Origin of the sequence: Streptococcus sanguinis (genome assembly GCF_019928825.1) — a bacterium.
Taxonomy (GTDB): Bacteria; Bacillota; Bacilli; order Lactobacillales; family Streptococcaceae; genus Streptococcus; species Streptococcus sanguinis_L.
In genome coordinates this window covers 656054-679488 of the sequence record NZ_JAHZOP010000001.1, presented here as the reverse complement: position 1 = coordinate 679488, position 23435 = coordinate 656054, and the positions used below count along the sequence as shown (strand labels likewise).

Genomic DNA, 23435 nt, shown 5'->3' with positions numbered 1-23435 from the left:
GAGACTTGATGGAAGCACCGATTCGAATCAGACAGGCCGACTTGAGCGACTGGGAAGAAATTCTTGCAATTGAGCAGCTGAATTTTCCAGCAGCAGAAGCAGCCAGTTCAGAAGTTCTCAAAGAGCGGATTGAGAAGATTCCAGATACTTTTTTGCTAGCAGAGCTGCATGGTCAGCTGGCGGGCTATATTGTTGGACCAGCTATTCAGACGCGATATCTGACAGATGATCTCTTTAGCAAGGTGGGGGCTAATCCTCCAGAAGGTGGCTTCATTGCTGTCCAAAGTCTGTCCGTCCATCCGGATTTTCAGAAGCAGGGAGTCGGAACCTTGTTGCTTGCAGCTTTCAAGGAGACAGCTGTTCAGCAAAATCGACAGGGCATTAGCCTAACTTGTCATGATGAGCTGATACCTTATTATGAGATGAATGGTTTCGTCCACGAAGGGATTTCTGACTCAACTCATGGTGGAGCTGTCTGGTCTGATATGGTGTGGGAAAATCCCAATTTTAAGGAGAAGTGATGATTATCCGTCAAGCTCAAATGGCTGACTTAGATGCCATTTATGCTATCGAATTGGAAAATTTCAGTCCAGAGGAGGCTGTTAGCCGCGAAAGTCTAGCAGCACATATCCAAACCCTATCTTCGACTTTTTTGGTGGCAGAAAAGCACGGTAAGATTTTGGGATATCTGGAGGGACCTGTCCGTCCAGAACGTTATTTAAAGGATATTTCCTTTACAGAGGAGATTGAAGATTATGGTCATCTGGAGGGTGGCTTTATCTCACTGACCAGCCTTTCTATCTTGAAGGAGGCTCAGGGGATGGGAGTCGGTCGCAAGCTACTGGAAGCTATGAAAGAAATTGCTATAGCAGATGAACGCCACGGCATCAATCTGACCTGCCACGACTACCTCACCGCTTACTACGAGAAGCATGCCTTTGTAAATGAAGGTTTGTCACAATCAACTTATGCAGGTGCTACTTGGTTTGATATGGTCTGGGAAAATCCTAGTCTTAAACTGCAAAAAAACCAATAATAAGCTAGAAAATCCTACTCTTATTGCATTTATCTGACTTTTAAGATATAATGTTAGGGATTATGATGAAGGAGGTCAAATTTTTGACTGAAAAATCACAAGACAAAGAGAAGAATCTGAGCTTTAAAGAGCAGATTTTGAAAGACTTAGCTGGAGAAAAGGAAGAACAAACTCCCTCTTCAACTAGCCAATCAGAAGCGGACGCAGCTTCTGCAAAAGAAACAGCAGCTGCGGAGGACTTTGAAGCTAGACCGGCTTCGGTAGATGTTTCCTACAAGGTTTCAGAGAATGAAAAGGCTCACCCTCAGGTCTATGGCCGAGTGGATGAGGAAGATAAGAAGCCCAATGAGGTCCTATCTCGGGCTAATCGGGCCAACAACACGGTCAAGAAAAAACGTCAAAACACCTTAGCCCGCAGGATTATGACAACGGTTCTGCTGATTGTCCTGCTTGGACTTGTGGTCACAGGAGTTGTAGGCTACACTTATGTATCTTCAGCTCTTAAACCTGTTGATGCAAACGCAACAGAATATGTGACGGTTGAAGTACCAGAAGGTTCAAGCTCTAAGCAGATTGGAGAAATCCTCGAGAAAAAGGGGCTGATTAAAAATGCCCAAGTTTTTAGTCTCTATTCTAAGATTAAAAGCTTTAACAATTACCAGTCTGGCTATTACAATCTCCAGAAGAGTATGGACCTAGATACCATTGCTCGGCAGCTTCAGGAAGGTGGAACAGATACGCCGCAACCACCAGTTGTTGGCAAGGTTACTATTCCTGAAGGATATACACTGGAGCAGATTGCAGAGGCTGTGACGGTTAATGCAGCTGCAACTTCTAAGAAGACTAGCAAGACACCTTTTAGTAAGGATGATTTCCTAGCTAAGGTGCAGGATGAAGTTTTCATTTCCAAGATGGCGGCTAAATATCCACAGCTGCTGGGCACATTGCCAAGCAAGGACAGTGGAGTCAAGTACCGCTTAGAAGGTTACCTCTTCCCTGCCACTTATAACTATGGTGAGGATGCGGATCTGGAAAGCTTGATTGACCAGATGTTGGGCGCTATGAATACCAATCTGTCTTCTTATTATTCTACTATCGAAGCGAAGAACCTAACGGTTAATGAAGTCTTGACACTTGCTTCTCTGGTGGAAAAAGAAGGTTCGACAGACCAGGACCGCAAAGATATTGCAAGCGTCTTTTACAATCGTCTCAATCAAGCGATGCCGCTTCAGAGTAATATCGCTATCCTTTATGCTCAAGGCAAGCTAGGAAAGAAAACGACTCTGAAAGAGGATGCTGAAATTGATACCAATATCGACTCGCCTTTCAATGTCTATAAAAAAGAAGGGCTTATGCCTGGACCAGTTGATAGTCCGAGCCTGTCGGCTCTGGAAGCTACCATTAACCCAAGTAAGACGGACTACCTCTACTTTGTGGCAAATGTTGAAACAGGCGCTGTTTACTTCGCCAATACTTATGAGGAACACGCTAAAAATGTTGAGGAGCATGTCAACAGCAAGCTCACTCAATCCAGCAGCACTGATTAAATTGCTGTTATTGCAGACGAGAGAAAGCTAGGGCAGCTAGTTCTAGCTTTCTCAGTCCTGCTATATAAAAAAGGGACTGATACAGACTTGTCTCAGCCTCTTGTTTTAGTTTTAAAATAAAATAAAAGAAAAGAGAAAAAATGGCTGAAAAAACTTATCCTATGACCCTAGAGGAAAAGGAAAAATTAGAAAAAGAATTAGAAGAATTGAAATTGGTGCGTCGTCCAGAAGTGGTAGAACGTATTAAGATTGCCCGCTCCTACGGCGATTTGTCAGAAAACAGTGAATACGAAGCTGCAAAGGACGAACAGGCTTTTGTGGAAGGACAGATTTCTAGTCTGGAAACCAAGATCCGCTACGCTGAGATTGTAAACAGTGACGCTGTAGCCAAGGACGAGGTAGCTATCGGCAAAACAGTTACCATTCAAGAAGTAGGCGAAAGCGAAGAGGAAGTCTACATTATCGTTGGTTCTGCTGGTGCAGATGCTTTCGCAGGTAAGGTATCCAATGAAAGCCCGATTGGTCAAGCTCTGATTGGCAAGAAAACAGGTGATACTGCAACAGTCGAAACACCGGTTGGCAGTTACGATGTTAAAATTCTCAAGGTTGAAAAAACCGTTTAATAAATACCAAAAGGAACTGGCTAGAAGACTGGTTCTTTTTTCGTTTCTTTTAAGACAGAGAGTGTAGGCTAGATAAGAAGAGCAGGGGAAAAATAGAGAAAAGACAGATGGTTATGCTATAATGAGAATAAGCTAGAAAAGTAGGAGAACTGTATGCAAGAGAAAGATATTTATGGGAAATATGGTGTCTACCTGCCCAAGATTTTAGATGATCTTAGTCAGCGTATTCAAGAGGCTAATGATCGAGTCAAGCAGGAAACAGGGCAGAAGCTTTTTGAGCATTTTAATGCACGGATCAAGCAGGTAGCCAGTATGGAAGAGAAATGCCGACGCAAGAATCTGCCTAGGGCGCCAGAGTCTGCCCTGAAAGAAATTCGTGATGCGATTGGGATTCGGATTGTTTGCGGTTTTATCGAGGACATCTATCAGACTATTGAGGTGCTTCGTCAGCTGGAGGGCTGTGAGATTGTTCTGGAAAAGGACTATATCCGAGCTGCCAAGCCCAATGGGTATCGCTCCTACCACTTGATATTAGAGGTGGAGACTCCTTATGAGGATTGTCATGGTCAAAATCCCGGCCGCTATTTTGTAGAAATCCAACTTCGGACCATTGCCATGGACTCTTGGGCCAGCTTAGAGCATCAGATGAAGTACAAGCACGAGATAAAAGACAGCAAGCGGATTGTTCGTGAGCTGAAACGCTGTGCAGATGAGCTGGCGTCCTGTGATGTGACCATGCAGACCATCCGCAATTTGATTCGAGAAAGTGAGTGAGATGATGAAGATTTTATTAGCAGAAGATGAGCAGCAGCTGTCCCGTGTCTTGGAAACGGCGATGACCCATGAAGGCTATCAGGTTGATACAGCCTTTGATGGGCAAGAAGCTGTGGACTTAGCCAAGGAAAATGCTTATGATTTGATGATTCTGGATATCATGATGCCGGTTAAGACAGGCATTGAAGCATTGAAAGAAATCCGCCAAACCGGCAATACTACCCATGTCATCATGCTGACAGCTATGTCAGAGGTGGATGACAAGGTCACAGGGCTGGATGCCGGTGCAGATGATTATCTGACTAAGCCCTTCTCTCTGAAAGAGCTTCTGGCTCGCCTGCGCTCTATGTCCAGACGGGTAGCGACGTTCACCCCCAATTTGCTGCAGATTGGCCAAACCAGCCTCAATGTCGGAGAGCATGAGCTCATTAGCTCCAATTCTATTCGCTTAGCTGGTAAGGAATCTAAAATGATGGAATTTCTCATGCTTAATGCCCAGAAGAGTCTTTCTACTCAGGAAATCTTCCGTCATGTTTGGGCTAATGACGAGGATGAGGATTTGGACGAAGGCTTCGTCTGGATTTATATTTCCTATTTGCGTCAGAAGCTGAAGGCTATTCATGCTGATCTTGCTATCTTGGGTGAGGAAGGCGGTAGTTTCACTCTGGTGCCGCTGGAAGGAGATAGCTATGTTTCGGAAGCTTAAAATTCGGTTCATTCTGCTGGCTTCGGCGGCTATTGTCTGTATTTTGCTGACCATGATTGCTGTCTTAAACTCCGTTCGCTTTCTGCAGACCAACGGAGAAATCCAAGCCGTTCTCAATATTCTATCTGCCAATAATGGAGATTTTCCCAGCGTAGAAGAAACAGCAGAGAGCTTGCAAAACGACCGTATCACCATTGACACGATTTACCAATACCGCTATTTCAGCGTGGTCTATAACGAAGACAAAACACTTTACTCCACCAACTTAGACCATCTTTCCAATCTATCTAAGGAGCAGGCGCTTAGCTACGCTAATAAAGTGATTAAGAACAGCCGCAGCAGTGGGGTTTTTAAGGTAGGCAGTCAATTTTATTCCTACCAGATAACGCAGGATTCCAAGACTAAGCGCTATTTACTGGTGGTCTTAGATTCGACTAATTATCTCGAAAGCCGCAATGACTTTTTCTGGCTGTCTATCCAGTTGTGTTTCTATAGCTTTATTTTCTTTGTCTTAGTCGTGTCTGGATTTTCCAACTTTGCCATCCGTCCCTATATCAAAAACTATGAAAACCAAAAACGTTTCATCACTAATGCTGGACATGAACTGAAGACGCCATTGGCAATCATCTCAGCCAATACGGAGCTGCAAGAGCTGATGACTGGCGAAAATGAATGGACAGAGAGCACTAAGGACCAGGTCAAGCGCCTCAGTAATCTAATCAATCAAATGGTCGTTCTGGCCCGTCTGGAAGAGCAGCCAGATGTTACTTTGGTGGATGTGAATTTCTCAGAAGTTGTCAAAAAAGTAGCAGGAAACTTCAAGTCTGTCATTGAGAAGGCAGGCAAGAAGTACGAGATCAAGCTGCAGGAAGACATCCATGTCAAGGCAACTGAAGATGAACTCTATGAATTGGTTAGCATTCTGATTGACAATGCCTGCAAGTATTGTGACGAAGATGGGCAAATTTTTGTCACCTTGACCAAGGCTAAGCGCGGGAAACGAGCCCGTTTGACGGTAGCCAATAGTTACGCGGACGGTAAAAATGTTGATTACAGCCGTTTCTTTGATCGTTTCTATCGCGAAGACGAATCGCACAATCAGAAGCAGCCTGGCTACGGGATTGGCCTATCCATGGCAGAAAGTCTGGTGCGGATTTTCAAGGGCAGGATTTGGGTTTCATATAAGAAAGGCTTGATTGGCTTTACTGTTTTATTGTGATAGAGTCACCTCGTTAATCAGTTATTGCTTTCTTTGCTGAGCTTTTTGTATCGGTTACGCTGATTCTTACTCGAGATTAAAAAAATTCTTCTAGTGTTAGCTAGAAGAATTTTTCTTTATCTTGACCGTTGCTTACCAGCATTGCGGTTCTTTTTCTTTTTGTTCTTTTGCTCAATAGCCGGCTGATCTTTTGGAGTAACATCTTTAGCACGGCTCGCTTTTTTCAAGCCTTTAGGAGGATTTTTTTCAAATTCCTCTGCTACCTGTTTTCTCAGGCGAGGTCGAATGATGTAGTTGATGATAAATTGCTGGATGATTTGGATAAATCCACCGACTACCCAGTAGAGAGTAACTGCGGCAGGGGAGAAGAAAGAGAAACCAACAATCATGATAGGACTCATATAAGAAGCCTGTTTCATGCTGTTTCTTTGAGTTTCATCTTCGATACCATGCAGAGAGAGCACCGACTGGATATAGTAGAGGATACCGACAATGGCAGTCAAAGCCCAATCGCTTTTAGCCAGATCTTTAATCCAGAGGAAGGAACTGCCTGCAACTCCTTGAGTATACTGGGCTGCAAAGAAGAGGGCTGAGAAGAAAGGCATTTGGATGAGCAGAGGCAGACAGCCTATACCGCCAAACATGCTGAGTCCATTCTCTTTTTGAGCAGCCATCAGTTCTTGCTGAGCCTGCATTTTCTCTTCCTGAGTTTCGGCATTTTTGATTCGCTCTTGGATTGGGGCAAAAATCGGCTTGAAGTAGTTCATCTTTTCAGACTGAAGCGTTGCCTTCCAAGACTGATAGATTCCCAGCGGAAGAATGATAATCCGCACGATGAGCGTAACGATGATAATCGCCAGACCATACCCCAGACCTGAATTCTTGGCAAAGAATTGGATGCCATCCGCCATAGGCTGACCAATCACGTCCCAGATCAGACCAGAAGGATTACCGGCCTTGTCGCGGCCCACACAGCCAGACAGGAAAAGAAGCGCAGCCAGTCCCATACCGGAGAATAAAAAGCGTTTGAAATGTTTCACGAGTTCATATCCTTTGTTTCTAAAAAATAATACCTATCTATTCTACTGTTTTTTTGCAAAATATACAATAGTTCTGCAGACCTAATTTGAAATTTTAAAGTCAGGATAGGAGTCGAAATTAGCCATGGTCACATCCAAATAGCTGACCTTAGAAAAAGGTGTCGGTCCCTTGCGGATTTCCTGGATAAATTTGGCCATCAGAGCTGGGTCATCAGCCTGAGCCAGAATGCCAACAGTACCGTCATCATTGTTCCAGACCCGGCCGGTAATACCTCCGATTTCCAGCGCTAGAGAATAAACTCCCCAGCGGAATCCAACCCCTTGTACTCGTCCTTGGGCTATCATTTTTACTTTCTGCATGGCATCCTCCTTTAGTGAGCGGACCGAGGGGATTTAAGCCCTCAGTATGAGTGCAAGTCTGCTAAATTGTGGTATAATGTTCTTATGAATATTATAACCTCAAAAGCCAATAATGTGGTAAAAAAAGCTAAAAAACTTCATCACAAAAAATACCGCAAGGATTCTTATTTGATCGAGGGCTGGCATTTATTTGAGGAAGCTGTCAGCAGTGGGGCAGAGCTGATTAGGATTTTTGCTTTAGCAGAATACGCAGAGCGATTAGCTGATTTTTCTCAGGTAATCTTTGTCAGTCCAGAGATTTTAGCAGATTTAGCTGATAGTAAGACGCCACAGGGGATTGTCGCGGAAGTGGCTTTCGAAAGGGAAGAGATACCTGCGGAGTTAAGCGGACGTTATCTTTTCTTGGAGGACGTTCAGGATCCAGGTAATGTCGGTACCATCATTCGGACAGCTGATGCAGCTGGCTTTGATGGAGTCTTCATCTCTAGCGCGTCAGCAGATATCTATAACCTAAAAACGCTGCGCTCTATGCAGGGGAGCCATTTTCATCTGCCAGTTTATCGGATGGATACAGCTGATTTTATTAGGCTGGCTCGTTCTTCCCGCCTGCCAATTCTAGCGTCGACCTTGTCGTCAATATCTATCGATTACAGAAAGGTGGACAGCAAAGAGAGCTTTGCCCTAATCATGGGCAATGAAGGTCAGGGAATTAGTCCAGAAATGACGGCAGCAGCTGATATTCTGGTCCATATTTCCATGAAGGGGCAGGCAGAAAGTCTTAATGTTGCTGTCGCTGCTGGTATTTTAATCTTTCATTTAAGCTAAAAATCAGAAAAAGAGATATAATAGTTGGCAAGGGAGGTGATTCTATGCCTTACAAAAAGGACGAGGAATTTATGGCCTATGTTGGGCACTTGATTGAAAAGCCTAGTGTGCAGCGTCTGAAAGAAATTCCCCATCATATTCATTCTAATAGACTTGAACATTCCATCAATGTAAGTTATACTAGTTACAGAATTGCCAAAAAATTTGGCTGGAATGCTCGCAGCACGGCACGCGGTGCCCTGCTTCATGACTTATTCTACTATGATTGGCGTGTGACCAAGTTTAAGAAGAGTCATGCTTGGGTTCATCCGAGGCTGGCAGTTCGCAATGCTCGTAAGATTACTAAGCTTAATAAGGTCGAAGAGGACATTATCGTCAAGCATATGTGGGGCCTGACCTTGGCACCACCTCGCTACAAAGAATCATTCGTTGTGACGATGGTGGACAAGTATTGGGCCGTCAAAGAAGCGACGGCACCTTGGAGACGCAAGGGCAGTAATCGCAAGCTCTTTCATCGAAAGATGCTGAAACCGTAAATGTTTTATTATAAAAGGAGTAACTATGAATCATTCTATTATTCAAGATCAATCAGATATTAATTCTTTCTATGCAAAGATTTATTCTATCGTTGGTGTCGGTATTGGAATCTCAGCAATCGTGTCTCTCTTGATGCTATTTGTCTTTCAAGATGCTATTTATACTATTTTGACAAGATCTGTCTGGATCTATTATGCAGCTATTGCAGTTGAGTTTATCCTTGTGTTGGTAGCATCTGGAACTGCTCGGAGCAATAGCCCAGCGGCGTTGCCTATGTTTTTAGCATATTCAGCCATCAATGGTTTTACCTTAAGTATTATCATGGCGCTGTATCTTCAGTCAGAGGTTCTCTTAGCCTTTCTGACAACGACTGTTATGTTCTTTGCTATGGGCTTCATCGGCAAGGTGACTAAAAAGGATCTTTCTGGAATGGGCAGAGCTTGTATGGCTGGCTTGATTGGTATTATCGCTGCTAGCTTCCTTAATATCTTCTTGAGAAGCAGTGGCTTGGACTTTATCATCAGTATCGTTGGTGTCCTTATTTTCTCAGGACTTATCGCTTGGGACAATCAGAAAATCCGCTATGTCTATGAGCAGACCAATGGCAATCCAGGAAATGGCTGGGCAATTTCTCTGGCTCTGCATCTGTATCTGGACTTCATTAATCTCTTCCTCAGCTTGCTGCGTATTTTTGGAAGGAACAAATAACTAAGCTAAATAAGGCTCAAGCATTGGACGTTTGCTCCAGTGCTTTTTGTTTCTCCTATGGATTTATGGTATAATAAAGCCAGCAAATAGAAAGCGAGAATAGTATGAAAACTCCTTTTGTCAGTCGTGAAAAGCTAGCTGAGATTACGGCTCAGTTTCCAACCCCTTTCCATCTTTATGATGAGAAAGGAATTCGGGAAAGAGCGCGTGCCCTGCATGAGGCCTTTTCTTGGAATCCAGGTTTTAAAGAGTATTTTGCCGTCAAGGCTACTCCCAATCCTGCTATTTTAAAAATCCTCAAAGAAGAAGGCTGTGGGGTGGACTGTGCCAGCTATGTCGAATTGCTCATGAGTCAAAAGCTGGGCTTTGCTGGACAGGATATTATGTTTTCGTCCAATAACACACCAGCTGAGGAATTTCAGTTTGCGCGTGACTTGGGAGCGACTATCAATCTGGATGCCTATGAAGATGTGGCTTTTCTAAAGGAAGCCGCGGGTATTCCAAAGATTATTTCCTGCCGTTACAACCCTGGTGGTGTCTTTGAGCTGGGAACCAGCATTATGGATAATCCAGAAGAAGCCAAGTTTGGTATGACCAAGGACCAGCTGATTCAGGCTTTCAAAGAACTCAAGGAGTTGGGAGCTGAGAAATTTGGGATTCATGCCTTCTTGGCCTCAAATACTGTCAGCAATGACTACTATCCTGAACTGGCCCGTCAGCTTTTTGAGCTGGCTGTAGAAGTGGTGGCTGAGACAGGAGTTGAGTTGGACTTTATCAATCTATCTGGCGGTGTCGGCATTAATTATCAGCCTGAAGGCGAGGAAAATGACATTGCAGTCATCGGTCAGGGAGTTCGTCAGGCCTATGAAGCTATTCTGACACCTGCTGGTCTAGGACAGGTTAAGATTTATACGGAGCTGGGCCGCTTTATGTTGGCACCTTATGGCCTGCTGGTCACCAAAGTTACCCATAAGAAACAGACCTACCGAACCTATCTGGGAGTGGACGCCTCTGCGGTCAATCTGCTGCGTCCTGCCATGTACGGTTCTTATCACCACATTACTAATATGGATCGACCTATGGGTGAGACAGAGATTGTGGATGTTGTCGGCAGCCTCTGCGAGAATAACGACAAATTTGCTATTAATCGACCTCTACCCGTCAGCCAAATCGGTGATACTTTGGTGATTCACGATACAGGTGCGCATGGTTTCTCTATGGGTTATCAGTACAATGCCAAGCTCCGCTCCAGCGAAATTCTCTTGGAGCAAGATGGCAATGTTCGCATGATTCGTCGGGCAGAAAAACCAGAAGATTATTTTGCGACACTATATGGCTTTGATTTTGAAAAATAGAGAAAATTTGATATAATGAAGAGCAATGTAAAAATGGAAATAGAGGAGTTCTCGATATGAATTTATTTATAGAGATTATTTTGATTATGGCAGCATTTGCTGGAGGCGTACTCTTGGGTATGCATCTGCTTCGTCGGCAAGTGGAGAAGGAATTTGCAGAAAATCCGCGTTTGAATGTAGAAGCAGTTCGGACCTTACTTAGCGCTAGTGGCCAACGGCCAAATGAAGCGAAAGTACAGCAAGTTTATCGTCAAATTATCAGTCAGCAGAAAGCTGCGCTTGCTAAGAGCAAAAAGAAAAAATAATTTTCTAGTGACTGGTTTTTAATGCCAGCAGAGAAAATCTATAAAAAAATGGGGATTTGGAATCGGCTTCCAGTCCCTTGTTTTAGAAAGAAGACCTTATGGATAATCGACCAATCGGTTTTTTAGACTCAGGAGTGGGCGGTTTGACTGTAGTCCGTGAGCTCATGCGGCAGCTCCCCCACGAAGAGGTCATTTATATCGGAGATTCAGCGCGGGCTCCTTACGGTCCAAGGCCTGCTGAGCAGATTCGCGCTTATACCTGGCAATTGGTTAACTTCCTCCTGACCAAGGATGTTAAGATGATTGTCATTGCCTGCAATACAGCGACTGCTGTTGTCTGGGAAGAAGTGAAGGAAAAGCTGGATATTCCAGTACTGGGCGTGATTCTGCCGGGAGCCAGTGCAGCTATTAAGTCAACTGCCAGCGGCCGCATCGGTGTTATTGGAACGCCAATGACAGTTTCTTCTGATATTTATCGTCAGAAGATTGAAGCGCTCTCGCCGGAGATGCAGGTGGAAAGTTTGGCCTGCCCTAAGTTTGTACCTTTGGTAGAGTCCAATGAACTTCATTCCAGTCTTACCAAAAAAGTGGTCTATGAAACCCTGCAGCCTCTGGCTGGCCGAGTAGATACCCTGGTCTTGGGCTGTACCCACTATCCCTTGCTCCGGCCTATCATTCAAAATAGGATGGGACCGGATGTGAAGCTGATCGACAGCGGGGCAGAGTGCGTACGGGATATTTCTGTCCTGCTCAATTACTTTGAAATCAATCGCAGTCGGGAAAAACAGGAGCTCAATCATCAATTTTACACAACTGCCAATGCCAAGAGCTTTTCGGAAATTGCAGAAAGCTGGCTGGGCCTGAAAGTGAATGTGGAGCATGTAAGCTTATGACAAATAAAATTTATGAATACATTGACGAGAACAATTGGTATATTGGAGAATGGACCCGCTTTCGCAAGGCTGGCTATCATTTCAACGACATCCCATACAGGCTCTTGGAGCATATTGATGCGGAGTTGAGTGAGCTGATTGAGCAGGATTTGGATGAAGAATACAACGCCTTTACCACAGTTGTGGTCAAATACGGCTCACCCATGTCCTATATCCAGTTTGTCCTCAATATGATTAACGACCGCCAGAAGCGGGATTTTAAAGCGACCAGTCATAAAGGGGCTATTCTGATTACAGAAAAGGACTTGCTGCGTAAGGTCTTCTTCCTGTCTAAGGATGGAGTTAAAATGACCGACTTTTTTGGTCAGGGGCAGGAGTCAGAGATGGCTGTCGGAGATACCATCTTGATTGCGACTCGTAACGAAGGAAAGACAGCAGAGTTTCGCAAACTCTTTGATAAGCTGGGCTACAAGGTTGAAAATCTCAATGATTATCCTGATTTGCCAGAAGTGGAAGAGACTGGAACCACCTTTGAGGAAAATGCACGGCTCAAGGCAGAGACAATCAGTAAGCTGACCGGTAAAATGGTGCTAGCTGACGACTCAGGTCTGCAGGTCGATGTTTTAGGCGGCTTGCCTGGAGTCTGGTCGGCTCGCTTCGCTGGAGTAGGCGCGACAGACGATGAAAACAACATCAAGCTCCTGCATGAGTTGGCTATGGTTTTTGATGTCAAGGACCGCTCGGCCCATTTTCATACGACCCTTGTGGTGGCTAGTCCTGATAGGGAGTCTCTGGTAGTTGAAGCGGATTGGCCGGGCTACATTGCCCATGAGCCAAAAGGGGAAAATGGCTTTGGCTACGATCCCTTGTTCTTAGTGGGAGAAACAGGAAAAACGTCTGCTGAGCTGACGATGGAAGAAAAAAATGCGCAATCCCATCGGGCTCAGGCAGTTAAGAAATTAGTGGAGGTATTTCCAGCATGGCAAAGCAAACCATTATAGTCATGAGTGATTCTCATGGCGACCGTGCTATTGTAGAAGAAATTAGGAATCATTATATTGGAAAGGTAGATGCGATTTTCCATAACGGAGACTCTGAGCTTCCTTCTGATGATGAGGTATGGCAAGGGATTCAGGTTGTTGCAGGGAATATGGACTTTTACGACGGCTATCCAGAACGCTTGGTGACGGATTTGGCGGGGACCATTATTGCCCAGACCCACGGGCATCTCTTCCATATTAACTTTTCTTTTCAAAAGCTGGATTTGTGGGCGCAAGAGGTTAATGCAGACATCTGCCTCTATGGTCACCTGCATATCCCAGATGCTCGAATGGAAGGCAAAACGCTCTTTCTGAATCCGGGCTCCATTAGCCAGCCACGCGGCCTGATCAACGAACGTCTCTACGCTAAGGTAGAGATTGATGATGACCGCTTTAAAGTTGATTACTATACACGAAATCATGAACTTTATCCAAGCTTGTCCAAGGAGTTTAGCCGATGATTGCTAAGGAATTTGAAGACTATCTGCTGGAACATGAAGAAACTTTTTTGACGCCTGGGGAAAATCTGGCGGTTATGATTGACACCCACAATGTGGATCATGCTATCTTATTGCTTAGCCAGATGACCTACTCACGTGTACCAGTCGTGACGGCAGATAAAAAGTTTGTTGGCACGATTTCCCTGACAGACATCATGTCCTATCGTATGCGACATGATTTGCCAGAAGAGGAATTCATGATGACAGACATCGTCCACATGACTAAAATGGACGACTTGACAGTTGGGCCAGATTATACTGTATCAGATGTGCTTCATAAGCTGGTCGACGAGTCCTTTCTGCCGGTTGTGGGCGAGGATCAGCATTTTTACGGAATTATTACTAGAAAGTCCATTTTGAAAGCTGTCAATTCTTTGTTGCACGGCTTTAGCAAGAAGTACGAAATTCGCAAAAAATGAAAGAATACATTAGACCGTTTTTAAATCAAAAAAACATCTCAGAAAATTCTAAAATTGCCTATTCTTATGATTTGGAGCAGTTTATCGAGGAAGTACATGGCCGGATTACTGAGACCAATCTGCGGATTTATCAGGCCTCTATCAAGGATTTTAAGGCGGCTGTTCAGAAGCGGAAGCTCTCAGCAGTCAATCAATTTCTCTACTTCCTTTATCAGCAGCAGCTTATTGAGGAGTTTCACCGCTTGGTCCTGCCCAAGGTTTCCGTATCGAAGGAGCAGGAAAATGAACTGCTGGACCTGTCTGCTTTTTGGCAGGAATCAAGCGTTCCTAGGGGGCGGCTGATGGCTCTTCTTATCTTGGAAATGGGCTTGTTGCCCAGCGAGATTCTGCAGGTCAGAGTGGCAGATGTCAATCTGGACTTTCAGGTTTTGAAGATTGAAAAGGCCGGTCAGAAGCGGGTCATCAAGATTCCTGAGAGCTTGACGGGTGAGCTGGAAGGCTATCTGACAGGTACATATTTATTTGAGAAAAACGGCAAATCCTATTCTCGTCAGTGGGGTTTCCGTCAGCTAGAGGCCTTCTTGATTGAGCAGGGACAAGCCAGTCTATCTGCCCAAAGCCTGCGTGAGCAGTTTATTTTACGCCAGCGGGAGAAGGGGATTGGTCTCTATGATATTGCCCAAGATTTGGGCTTGAAAACCATGATTACACTAGAAAAATACAGATAAAATGGATATCAAACTAAAAGATTTTGAAGGCCCGCTGGACCTGCTGCTCCACCTTGTATCTAAGTACCAGGTGGATATTTATGATGTGCCCATTACGGAGGTCATCGAGCAGTATCTGGCTTATGTGGCTACTTTGCAGGCCATGAAGTTGGAAGTGACGGGGGAGTACATGGTCATGGCAAGCCAGCTCATGCTGATTAAGAGCCGCAAGCTCCTGCCTAAGGTGGCAGATAATGCTGAGTTGGAAGATGACTTGGAGCAAGACCTTTTGAGCCAGATTGAGGAATACCGCAGGTTCAAGCTCTTAGGTGAGAAAATGTCGCTCCAGCATGATGACCGAGCGCTTTATTATTCTAAGCCCAAGCTAGAGCTGGTTTATGAAGACGCTGAGCTCCTGCATGACAAGTCAACGATAGATCTTTTCTTGGCTTTTTCCAAGGTTATCGCCAAGAAGCAAGAGGAGTTTTCTAAGAGCCACACAACCATTGTGCGAGACGAGTACAAGATTGAGGACATGATGGATGTGGTGCGTCAGCGCTGTGCTGGTAAGAGCCGTCTGGCTCTGCAGGAGATTTTCGCAGAGACCAAGGACATGAATGAAGTTATTACTCTCTTTCTGGCGACATTGGAATTGGTCAAGGTGCAGGAAGTGCAAGTCATTCAGGAAGAAAATTTTGGAAATATTTATTTAGTAGGAAGAGGAAATGAGTAAGTTAGCAGAGATTGAAGCCCTGCTTTTTGTGGCGGGAGAAGATGGACTCAAAGTTCATCAATTGGCAGAAATCCTTTCTTTGCCGCCGACCGGGGTTATTCAGAGTTTGGAAAAGTTGGCTGAGCAATATGAGGCCAATCCGGACTCTAGCCTGACCCTGCTGGAAACTTCAAAGACATACAAGCTGGTCACAAAGCCAGAGTTTGCTGAGATTTTGCGGGCCTATTCACGGGCGCCAATCAATCAAAGTCTGTCGCGGGCAGCACTGGAGACCTTGTCTATCATCGCCTATAAGCAGCCGATTACGAGGGTAGAAATCGATGACATCCGCGGGGTTAATTCCAGCGGTGCTTTGGCTAAGCTCTTGGCTTTTGAACTGGTTCGAGAGGATGGCAAAAAGGAAGTCATTGGCCGGCCAAATCTCTATGTGACAACGGATTATTTCTTAGACTATATGGGGATCAATCACCTAGATGAGCTGCCGATTGTCAAAGAAACAGAGCTAGTTGCTGAAGAAAGCCAGCTCTTTATTGAAAGGACAGATATCGATGAGAATCAATAAATACATCGCTCATGCTGGGATAGCCAGCCGCCGTAAGGCAGAAGAGCTAATCAGGCAGGGGAAGGTCAGTATAAACGGCCAAGTGGTACATGAGTTGGCGACGAACGTCAAGTCTGGCGACCGTGTAGAAGTAGAAGGCCAACCTATCTACAACGAAGAGAAGGTTTATTACCTCCTCAATAAGCCGCGCGGGGTCATTTCCTCTGTCAGTGATGACAAGGGGCGTAAGACAGTCGTGGAGCTCTTGCCTCAGGTCAAGGAGCGGATTTATCCGGTCGGTCGTTTGGACTGGGATACTTCTGGCATTCTCATTCTGACCAATGACGGAGACTTTACCGACGAGATGATTCATCCCCGCAATGAGATTGATAAGGTCTATGTGGCGCGTGTCAAAGGATTGGCCAATAAAGAAGTTCTTCGTCCTCTGACTCGCGGTATTGAGATAGAGGGACGCAAAACCAAGCCAGCAGTTTATGAGATTATCAAGGTTGATCCGGCGAAAAATCGTTCGGTCGTTCAGCTGACCATCCACGAAGGCCGTAACCATCAGGTCAAGAAGATGTTCCAGGCGGTCGGACTGCAAGTGGATAAGCTGTCACGGACTCGCTTTGGTCATTTGGACCTGACGGGCCTCAAACCTGGTGAATATCGCAAGCTCAGTAAAAAAGAAGTCAGCCAGCTGCATACACTGGCTGTAACCAAGACCAAGAAATGATAAAAAAAATGCTTATTTCTCTTGTCCGCTTTTATCAACGTTTTATCTCACCTGCTTTTCCTCCATCTTGCCGCTTTCGGCCCACCTGCTCTAACTATATGATAGAGGCTATCCAGAAGCATGGAGCCAAAGGTGTCCTAATGGGCTTGGCACGTATTCTCCGCTGTCATCCATGGTCTCAGCCAGGAGAGGATCCTGTACCAGACCATTTCAGCCTGAGAAGAAATAATTCAAGAAAAAAGTCACAGTAGATGATTACAGCTCTTTGTTAACTACTACCAAAATTATAGAGCTCTATTTTTTGATTTCACTTGTAAATATTAGCAAAATAGGAAAGAGAAATAGTTGGATGCTATTAAACCTCAAAAAAAGATATGAATGCAGAAAGTATATTTTTAGTTGTTATCAATTTTATCTCCTAAATTATATCGGATTGGAGGGACTAACATGAAAAATAAAATATATCGGCCTATGCTTTTGCTTGTTTTACTGGTATCAGCTGTACTTCTGACCAGTTGCAAGATTATGATGCCGAGCGATTATCAAAGAGCTAAAGAATTAGTTACTAAAGAATGTGAGAAGGTTGGCCTTCATGGTAACATTACCATCAATCATTTGGATTGGACGCCTCTAGAAATGCCTACCTATAACGTGAAATATACCTACTCTGAAAAAACCTATGATGGTCAGACGGTGACCTTGGAAGAGAATACCAGTTATCATGATAGAGAGTCAGATAGTCCCTCTCTTCCAGATTATAAGGATGTGTTTTTGAAACAGAAATCCATTCAAAAAATTGAGGAAAAAATTGAAAACAAATTAAAAAAGCAGTCAATCGGACTTCCTATTAAATACTTTAGCTTTCTATCCAATAGTAAAGAGGAGAAAATGCTAAATGACCTTGCCTCTCAGAATCTCAAAGAGGGGAAAAAAGATTTTGCGGGCTACTATCAAATTCCTTATCAAACCTTGATTGATCAAGAGTTGGTCAGGATGACTATTTTTATCGATGATAGTGCATCAGTTACCACGGATCAAGACCTGAAAGAGGCTGCTACAAGGCTAGATGCCAGAGCTCTTCCGGATGGTGCCTATGATTTTTATTATTCCTATGAGAAAGATGAATCATATGAATCGATCAGTTACTCCTTTAAAGTCAAAGATGGGAAAGTAGTTTTTTATGAGGATCAAAAAGAAGAACTTGAAGCACAAGAATAAGAGGGAAGAGAGAGTCTAAGCCTTTTCATAATTAAAAAAACATGTGACATAGAGAGGCTGGTAGCACATACACAGCCTTTTCTTTTGTATAGATGAAAAGCTATCCTTGAGGTCAACTTACCTTGGTTCCAGCTTTGTATCAGTCTCATAACTTACTTTCTGATAAAAGGTTTGGTCGCTTTTCATTATATGGGATTTTTTATAAAACCAAAGAGGCTCCATAATTCCTACAGTGGTTTTACCAACTACAGAAATTATAGAGCCTCTATATTTTCCGAACATTTCCTATCTTCTAGACCAAGTCTTAGGCAGGAAGAGCAGGAGAATCGGGTAGATCTCCAAGCGACCGCCAATCATAGCAAAGGCTAGCAGCAGTTTGGAAAAAGGACTAAAGATAGAAAAATTATCTGTCGTCCCAATCATGGGGCCGATATTGTTGAAGCAAGAGACAACACCGCTGACAACCGTCATGAAATTATTATTATCCAAGCTGACAATGAAAATGAGAGCTAGAATAATCAAGATATAAACAGCTAAGTATTTCAGTACCTTATGCTGAGTATCCTTGTCGATGACCGCACCATTGATATGCAAGGTCAGGACGCGATTAGGTGATAGGGTAGATAGAATCTGATTTTTAGCAATGCGGGAAATGATAATCCCCCGAATGACCTTGAATCCCCCAGCTGTTGATCCAGCCGAGCCCCCGATACACATGAGCAGGAGCAGGATGACCTGAGAAAAGAGAGGCCACTTGACCGTATCACCATAGCCGAATCCAGTCGTTGTGATGATATTGGAAACCTGGAAGAAGGAAATCTCCACGCTCTTGGCAAAGCCTTGATAGAGGTGGAAGACATTAAAGGCAATCAAGGCAGTAGAAAGAAAGACAATCCAGAGATAGCCTCTAAGCTCTTCATCACCAAAGCAGGCCTTAAACTTGCGAATCAGCAAGTAATAGTAGAGATTAAAGTTGACCCCGAAAGCCAAGACCCCAAAGCTGACCAGATAAGTAATCAGTGAGCTGTTGTAATGGGCAATACCGTCATTGTAAACGGTGAATCCTCCTGTACCAGCTGTTCCCATGGCAATCACAAGGCTGTCAAAGAGAGGCATACCCGCTAGGAAATAAAGCAGAGCAAAGATAGCAAAGAGAGCCAGATAGATGATGTAAAGAATTTGGGCCGTACTCTTGAGCTTGGACACAACCTTGCCAAAGACTGGTCCCGGAACTTCTGCTTTCATGACCTCCAAGTGGCCATTTTTAGCATTGTCCATAATAGCTAGGGCAAAGACCAGCACTCCCATCCCTCCGATTAAGTGGGTAAAGCTACGCCAGAAGAGCAGTGAATGGGAGAGAACGCCGACATCGTTGAGGATAGTCGCTCCCGTGGTTGTAAAGCCGGAGCTGACCTCAAAGAAGGCATCGATGATGTCCGGTATCTGACCAGAGAAGACAAAGGGCAGGGCTCCGAAGAAGGACCAGAGAATCCAGCAAAGGGCTACAATCAGCACCCCTTCCTTGGCGTAGATATGCAGGTCCTTGGGCTTGAAATAAGAGCCTATGCCACCTAAAACTAGCAGGATAGCCATGGTCGCCCCGATAGAGAGAAAGACTTTTAAAGGCTCACCGTAGATTAGAGCGACGATAATGGGTACAATCAGCAGTGCCGCCTCAATCAGCAGTAATTTTGCCAGCAGGTAGCGAATCATAGATCTATTCATGGGTCTACCTCGCTAACAGATCGTAAATCTGCGTGATATTTTGCAGCAGAGTGGTCACGACAATTTTATCTCCAACTTGCAGATTGTCATCGCCTGTAGGGAAGATAGCTTTACCTTGACGGATAATGGCCGCAATCAGGACATCTTTCTTCAGATGAAGCTGAGATAGAGGAATACCAGTCATCTTGTTTTCTTCCTTGATTTGGAACTGCAGGGTCTCGATTTGGCCGTTGGCTACGTGGTGCAGAGCTTCTAGGTTAGAGAACTGAGCATTGTAGCGACCTCGGATAAAGTGCATAACCGTATCAACGGCAATACCTTTAGGTGTCACGATGCTGGCAAAGTCTTGGTTATCAATGATTTCCAACAAACTAGTCCGGTTGACCTTGGTGATGTTTTTCTGCACACCCAGATTATTAAGAAACATGGAAGTAATGATATTTTCTTCATCTACACCAGTCAGGGTAGCAATGGCATCAAAGTTATTGGCGCGTTCCTCCAGTAGGATATCCTTGGCAGTACCGTCTCCATGGACGACATAGAGATCAGGAAATTCCTGACTGAAAAAGTTTGCCCGTTCATGGTTAGATTCAATGACTTTGAGCTCGATTTTGCTATTCTTGAGAATATTGAGCAGGTAATAAGCAATCTTGCCTGCCCCGATAATCATCAGGCTCTTAACAACTCTAGGACGTACCATATTGTGGAATTGAACGATGTCCAGGCGGTTACCTGTGACATAAATCTTGTCGCCGGCATCCAGAGTGAAGTCACCATCAGGGATCTCCAAGTGCCCTTTTCTTTCAATGGCACAAACAATGATATTTCCAAATTTCTTGCGGAACTGGGAAATACTCATCTGGCAGAGATTGCTGTCTTCCTTGAGTTTGAACTCCATCAGTGCCACCCGGCCATTGGCAAAGTGCTCTACTGACAGGGCGTTAGGGAAGTCAATGATATTAGCGATATAGCGAGCAGTTAGGAGCTCAGGATTGACCACCAGCGAGAAGCCTAGGATGTTCTTCTCCTTAAAGTAAGGGTTGGAATATTCAGGATTACGCACCCGAACGACGGTTTCCTTAGCCCCCATTCGTTTGGCCAGTACAGCGGAGACCATGTTGACCTCATCATGCTCGGTCATAGAGATGAAGATGTCACAGTGACTAACATCCGCTTGTTCTAAGATTTTGAAGTTAGCTCCATTGCCAGCAATACCGATAATGTCATAGCGCTTGGTAATCTGGTTTAGAACAGCCTCATCCTGCTCAATCAGGATAACATCATGATTTTCAGCCACTAGGGAGCGACAGAGGGCCGTTCCGACCTTCCCGCCGCCAACAACGATAATTTTCATAAGTTTAGATTCCTCCAAAGTATGTATCTATCATACTCTTTTTTCATTTAAATTTCATCTATAAAATACAGAATAGCTTGCTTATTTATAGAATTCCGAATATTTTTTACCAAAATGGTATCTTCCTGTGATATTTTTTAAAAAAAGTACAACTTTTTGAGCATTTTTTATTGACTTGTAGGCTGAAAGTGTTATACTAAATGAGTACCTTCATTGGTTTACCTCAAACCTGTTGTGATGTAAGTTAATGAAGCCTTAACCACGCTGTTTGCTGAGCTTGACTCCGGGCAGTGTGGCTATTTTTTTATCTAAAGAAAAATACTAGGAAAAATATTCTTATTATGAAAAATCATATCGTTCTTTTTGAGCCTCAGATTCCGCAGAATACCGGAAATATTGCCCGTACTTGCGCCGCGACTAATTCGCCGCTTCACATCATCAAGCCCATGGGCTTTCCCATTGATGACCGCAAGATGAAACGGGCTGGGCTGGACTATTGGGACAAGCTGGACATCACCTATTATGAGAGTTTAGACGATTTTATGGAGCAGATGGATGGCCAGCTTTATCTGATTTCTAAGTTTGCGGAGAAGGTCTATTCTGAGGAGAATTTTGCAGCAGAAGGTTCGCACTATTTTATGTTTGGTCGTGAGGACAAGGGATTGCCAGAGGAATTTATGCGTCGTCATCCAGAGAAGGCACTGCGTATTCCCATGAATGATCAGCATGTTCGCAGCCTCAATGTTTCAAACACAGTCTGTATGATTGTTTATGAAGCCCTGCGCCAGCAGAATTTTGCTGGCTTAGATTTGGTACACGAGTATGAAGCGGACAAGCTGAAGTAGCGGAATGAATGTATCTAAGAAGTTAATTTTCCTAATAGATAGAACACTATTGTTGAAACATTTTTAATTACATCAATCAAATTGCTTGCTCTGGCAGGCTTTTTTTGTTATGATAATGATGTCTTCAGGGCAGGGTGAGATTCCCGACCGGCGGTAACTTTTGGCTTGGAAATGTTTTTTTCTCAATGCCAAATCAAGTCCGCGAGCGCAAGCTGATGTGGTGAGATTCCACAACCGACAGTATAGTCTGGATGGGAGAAGACGAGAGGCAGTGAAGCATTCTTGCCGTTTAATCTTTATTTAAGGGCTGAGCCTTATACTAAATAATCATTAGCTGACAAGCTTTTTTCAGTGGCCTTTCCGGCTTCTCTAATTTTTATAAATTGGAGGAACCTGTGATGACAAATACTCGTAAGTTGGCGATTGTAGCAGTTTTATCTGCTCTATCATTTCTACTCATGCTTTATGAGATTCCCTTGATAACCGAGTTTCTAAAGTTGGATTTTTCAATCATTCCGATTTTACTGGCTTTGGTAATCTTAGATTTAAAAAGCTCTCTGGCAGTGCTCATGATTCGATCTGTCTTAAAGCTGGCTTTGAATAATAATGGCGTAGGCACTCTAATCGGTCTACCCATGAATATATTGGCTGTAGCAGTCTTTGTTTGTGCTTTTTCCCTCTTGTGGAAAAAAAGAAAGAGCTTATCTAGCTATGTGAAGGCTTCCTTGGCAGCAACACTTGGTCTAACGATTACTATGATCATTCTAAATGTTATTTATGCTGTGCCTCTCTATGCGAGGTTTGCTGGTTTTGATATTAATAAAGCATTTGGTCTTTCCAAGTATCTGCTGACTATGATTGTCCCTTTTAACCTATTAGAAGGAGTGATCTGGGCTGTCGTCTTTTGGCTAATTTACAAACTCTTACAGCCCGTCCTAAAACGCTATGAAAAATAAACAATCTTATCTAACAAAGGGCTCTTTTGCCCTTTTACTTTTCGTTATGCTAGGCTACATGGTCAAGTTTTATCCTGAGCAGCTGACCAGCTTTGACACCCCGATTCAGACCTGGCTGCGGGGAGACTTGCCTGCAGCTTTGACGACATTTTTCAAACTAGTAACCAGTGTGATTGATCCAGTGGGAATTATCATCTGGGTTTCGGCTCCTGTCCTTTTTTTCCTTTACAAAAAATGGAAACTGGAGGCTGCCTTGCTAGCGGGAAATCTGGTCTTACATGGGATTTTGATTAAGCTGATTAAACTCGTTTACCAAAGAAGCCGGCCCAGTATTTCGCATTTGGTCAAAGAGGGTGGTTACTCTTTCCCGAGCGGACATGCCATGGCGACAGCCATTGTTGTTGGGACCTTGATTATCATTGTCCAGCAACGGATTCAAAACCAAAAAATCAAGCGTTTGGTGCAAGCTTTGCTCTTGCTCTTTATCTTCACGATTATGGCATCCAGAGTCTATCTGGGCGTGCACTACCCGACAGATGTAATCGGAGGAGCCTTGATGGGCTTTGCCATTCTCAATATCGAATTTCCCTTTTATGATAAATTACGCTTTCAATGGCGTTTCAAGGGAAAGCAGAAATAAATAGAGATGAGAAAGGCTGGCTTTGCTGGCCTTTTTGTCTTGACAAAGAAAGTCTCTTTCTTTATGATAGGAGCAAACTAGTTTAGGAGGCTA

General features: G+C 44.1%; 29 protein-coding genes and 1 riboswitch. Of the genes, 25 read left to right on the top strand and 4 right to left on the bottom strand.

What is annotated here, in order from left to right; genetic code table 11:
- Positions 1–8 precede the first annotated feature (8 nt).
- From K1J09_RS03380 to K1J09_RS03350, 7 genes are all read left to right on the top strand, one after another.
- Positions 9–521, top strand: coding sequence for a GNAT family N-acetyltransferase (locus tag K1J09_RS03380; protein ID WP_223322316.1), 513 nt, complete (start codon positions 9–11; stop codon positions 519–521).
- Positions 521–1036, top strand: coding sequence for a GNAT family N-acetyltransferase (locus tag K1J09_RS03375; RefSeq protein ID WP_223322317.1), 516 nt, complete (start codon positions 521–523; stop codon positions 1034–1036). Before K1J09_RS03380 ends, K1J09_RS03375 begins: the two co-directional genes overlap by 1 nt.
- A gap of 50 nt (positions 1037–1086) precedes the next feature.
- Positions 1087–2583, top strand: coding sequence for an endolytic transglycosylase MltG (mltG, locus tag K1J09_RS03370; RefSeq protein ID WP_223322318.1), 1497 nt, complete (start codon positions 1087–1089; stop codon positions 2581–2583).
- A 140-nt stretch (positions 2584–2723) separates the two neighbouring features.
- Entirely contained in the window at positions 2724–3206 is a 483-nt protein-coding gene (gene greA / locus K1J09_RS03365) for a transcription elongation factor GreA (RefSeq protein WP_002894584.1), read from the top strand.
- 153 nt (positions 3207–3359) lie between these two features.
- Positions 3360–3980, top strand: a complete 621-nt coding sequence (locus K1J09_RS03360; protein WP_223322319.1) for a GTP pyrophosphokinase — start codon at positions 3360–3362, stop codon at positions 3978–3980.
- Between the two features lie 4 nt (positions 3981–3984).
- Complete coding sequence (locus K1J09_RS03355; RefSeq protein ID WP_032913455.1) at positions 3985–4686, top strand: response regulator transcription factor; 702 nt, start codon at positions 3985–3987, stop codon at positions 4684–4686.
- Positions 4670–5905, top strand: a complete 1236-nt coding sequence (locus K1J09_RS03350; RefSeq protein ID WP_002905871.1) for a sensor histidine kinase — start codon at positions 4670–4672, stop codon at positions 5903–5905. Before K1J09_RS03355 ends, K1J09_RS03350 begins: the two co-directional genes overlap by 17 nt.
- A 116-nt stretch (positions 5906–6021) precedes the next feature.
- Here K1J09_RS03350 and yidC read toward each other — a convergent pair whose 3' ends face one another.
- A complete protein-coding gene (yidC, locus tag K1J09_RS03345; protein WP_223322320.1) occupies positions 6022–6945 on the bottom strand; it encodes a membrane protein insertase YidC in 924 nt (307 codons plus the stop codon).
- Positions 6946–7026: 81 nt separating this feature from the next.
- Positions 7027–7305 carry an acylphosphatase gene (locus K1J09_RS03340; RefSeq protein ID WP_002897016.1) on the bottom strand — a complete coding sequence of 93 codons (279 nt, stop codon included), beginning with the start codon at positions 7303–7305 and terminating at the stop codon, positions 7027–7029.
- An 84-nt stretch (positions 7306–7389) separates the two neighbouring features.
- Between K1J09_RS03340 and K1J09_RS03335 the strand changes: the two genes are divergently transcribed.
- The 15 genes from K1J09_RS03335 to K1J09_RS03265 all read left to right on the top strand — a co-directional run bounded on the left by K1J09_RS03335 (position 7390) and on the right by K1J09_RS03265 (position 17822).
- On the top strand, positions 7390–8130 hold the full coding sequence (locus tag K1J09_RS03335) for a TrmH family RNA methyltransferase (RefSeq protein WP_223322321.1): 741 nt from the start codon (positions 7390–7392) through the stop codon (positions 8128–8130).
- Positions 8131–8174: 44 nt separating this feature from the next.
- Positions 8175–8666: an HD domain-containing protein gene (locus tag K1J09_RS03330; RefSeq protein WP_002899728.1), complete on the top strand. Its 492-nt coding sequence runs from the start codon at positions 8175–8177 to the stop codon at positions 8664–8666.
- Between the two features lie 25 nt (positions 8667–8691).
- Positions 8692–9375 (top strand): Bax inhibitor-1/YccA family protein, encoded by a 684-nt coding sequence (locus K1J09_RS03325; RefSeq protein ID WP_223322322.1) that lies wholly within the window; start codon positions 8692–8694, stop codon positions 9373–9375.
- Between the two features lie 104 nt (positions 9376–9479).
- Positions 9480–10730 carry a diaminopimelate decarboxylase gene (locus K1J09_RS03320; RefSeq protein WP_223322323.1) on the top strand — a complete coding sequence of 417 codons (1251 nt, stop codon included), beginning with the start codon at positions 9480–9482 and terminating at the stop codon, positions 10728–10730.
- Positions 10731–10786: 56 nt separating this feature from the next.
- Positions 10787–11035 carry a YneF family protein gene (locus K1J09_RS03315; RefSeq protein WP_011837361.1) on the top strand — a complete coding sequence of 83 codons (249 nt, stop codon included), beginning with the start codon at positions 10787–10789 and terminating at the stop codon, positions 11033–11035.
- Between the two features lie 98 nt (positions 11036–11133).
- A complete protein-coding gene (gene racE, locus K1J09_RS03310; protein ID WP_002897022.1) occupies positions 11134–11928 on the top strand; it encodes a glutamate racemase in 795 nt (264 codons plus the stop codon).
- Positions 11925–12929, top strand: coding sequence for a nucleoside-triphosphate diphosphatase (locus K1J09_RS03305; protein ID WP_223322324.1), 1005 nt, complete (start codon positions 11925–11927; stop codon positions 12927–12929). The genes racE and K1J09_RS03305 overlap by 4 nt, the downstream gene beginning before the upstream one ends.
- Complete coding sequence (locus tag K1J09_RS03300; protein ID WP_002905880.1) at positions 12908–13429, top strand: metallophosphoesterase; 522 nt, start codon at positions 12908–12910, stop codon at positions 13427–13429. The genes K1J09_RS03305 and K1J09_RS03300 overlap by 22 nt, the downstream gene beginning before the upstream one ends.
- Entirely contained in the window at positions 13426–13887 is a 462-nt protein-coding gene (cbpB, locus tag K1J09_RS03295; RefSeq protein WP_002894606.1) for a cyclic-di-AMP-binding protein CbpB, read from the top strand. The genes K1J09_RS03300 and cbpB overlap by 4 nt, the downstream gene beginning before the upstream one ends.
- A complete protein-coding gene (xerD, locus tag K1J09_RS03290; RefSeq protein ID WP_223322325.1) occupies positions 13884–14615 on the top strand; it encodes a site-specific tyrosine recombinase XerD in 732 nt (243 codons plus the stop codon). The genes cbpB and xerD overlap by 4 nt, the downstream gene beginning before the upstream one ends.
- Before the next feature lies 1 nt (position 14616).
- Entirely contained in the window at positions 14617–15327 is a 711-nt protein-coding gene (locus K1J09_RS03285) for a segregation/condensation protein A (RefSeq protein WP_002905143.1), read from the top strand.
- A complete protein-coding gene (gene scpB / locus K1J09_RS03280) occupies positions 15320–15889 on the top strand; it encodes an SMC-Scp complex subunit ScpB (RefSeq protein WP_223322326.1) in 570 nt (189 codons plus the stop codon). The genes K1J09_RS03285 and scpB overlap by 8 nt, the downstream gene beginning before the upstream one ends.
- Positions 15876–16604 (top strand): pseudouridine synthase, encoded by a 729-nt coding sequence (locus K1J09_RS03275; protein ID WP_223322327.1) that lies wholly within the window; start codon positions 15876–15878, stop codon positions 16602–16604. Before scpB ends, K1J09_RS03275 begins: the two co-directional genes overlap by 14 nt.
- Positions 16601–16855: a membrane protein insertion efficiency factor YidD gene (yidD, locus tag K1J09_RS03270; protein ID WP_032914057.1), complete on the top strand. Its 255-nt coding sequence runs from the start codon at positions 16601–16603 to the stop codon at positions 16853–16855. Before K1J09_RS03275 ends, yidD begins: the two co-directional genes overlap by 4 nt.
- A 148-nt stretch (positions 16856–17003) precedes the next feature.
- Positions 17004–17822, top strand: coding sequence for a hypothetical protein (locus K1J09_RS03265; protein WP_223322328.1), 819 nt, complete (start codon positions 17004–17006; stop codon positions 17820–17822).
- A 285-nt stretch (positions 17823–18107) separates the two neighbouring features.
- Here the strand turns inward: K1J09_RS03265 and K1J09_RS03260 are convergent, their stop codons facing one another.
- Complete coding sequence (locus K1J09_RS03260) at positions 18108–19547, bottom strand: TrkH family potassium uptake protein (protein ID WP_223322329.1); 1440 nt, start codon at positions 19545–19547, stop codon at positions 18108–18110.
- Between the two features lie 4 nt (positions 19548–19551).
- Positions 19552–20901 (bottom strand): Trk system potassium transporter TrkA, encoded by a 1350-nt coding sequence (gene trkA, locus K1J09_RS03255; RefSeq protein WP_223314053.1) that lies wholly within the window; start codon positions 20899–20901, stop codon positions 19552–19554.
- 341 nt (positions 20902–21242) lie between these two features.
- On the opposite strand from trkA, the gene K1J09_RS03250 reads away from it, so the two are divergent.
- From K1J09_RS03250 to K1J09_RS03240, 3 genes are all read left to right on the top strand, one after another.
- Positions 21243–21746 (top strand): tRNA (cytidine(34)-2'-O)-methyltransferase, encoded by a 504-nt coding sequence (locus K1J09_RS03250; protein WP_033179203.1) that lies wholly within the window; start codon positions 21243–21245, stop codon positions 21744–21746.
- Positions 21747–21862: 116 nt separating this feature from the next.
- Positions 21863–22013: riboswitch (FMN riboswitch) on the top strand.
- Positions 22014–22144: 131 nt separating this feature from the next.
- On the top strand, positions 22145–22702 hold the full coding sequence (locus tag K1J09_RS03245) for an ECF transporter S component (RefSeq protein WP_223322793.1): 558 nt from the start codon (positions 22145–22147) through the stop codon (positions 22700–22702).
- Positions 22692–23342, top strand: a complete 651-nt coding sequence (locus tag K1J09_RS03240) for a phosphatase PAP2 family protein (protein WP_223322330.1) — start codon at positions 22692–22694, stop codon at positions 23340–23342. The genes K1J09_RS03245 and K1J09_RS03240 overlap by 11 nt, the downstream gene beginning before the upstream one ends.
- The last annotated feature ends 93 nt before the right edge of the window (positions 23343–23435 follow it).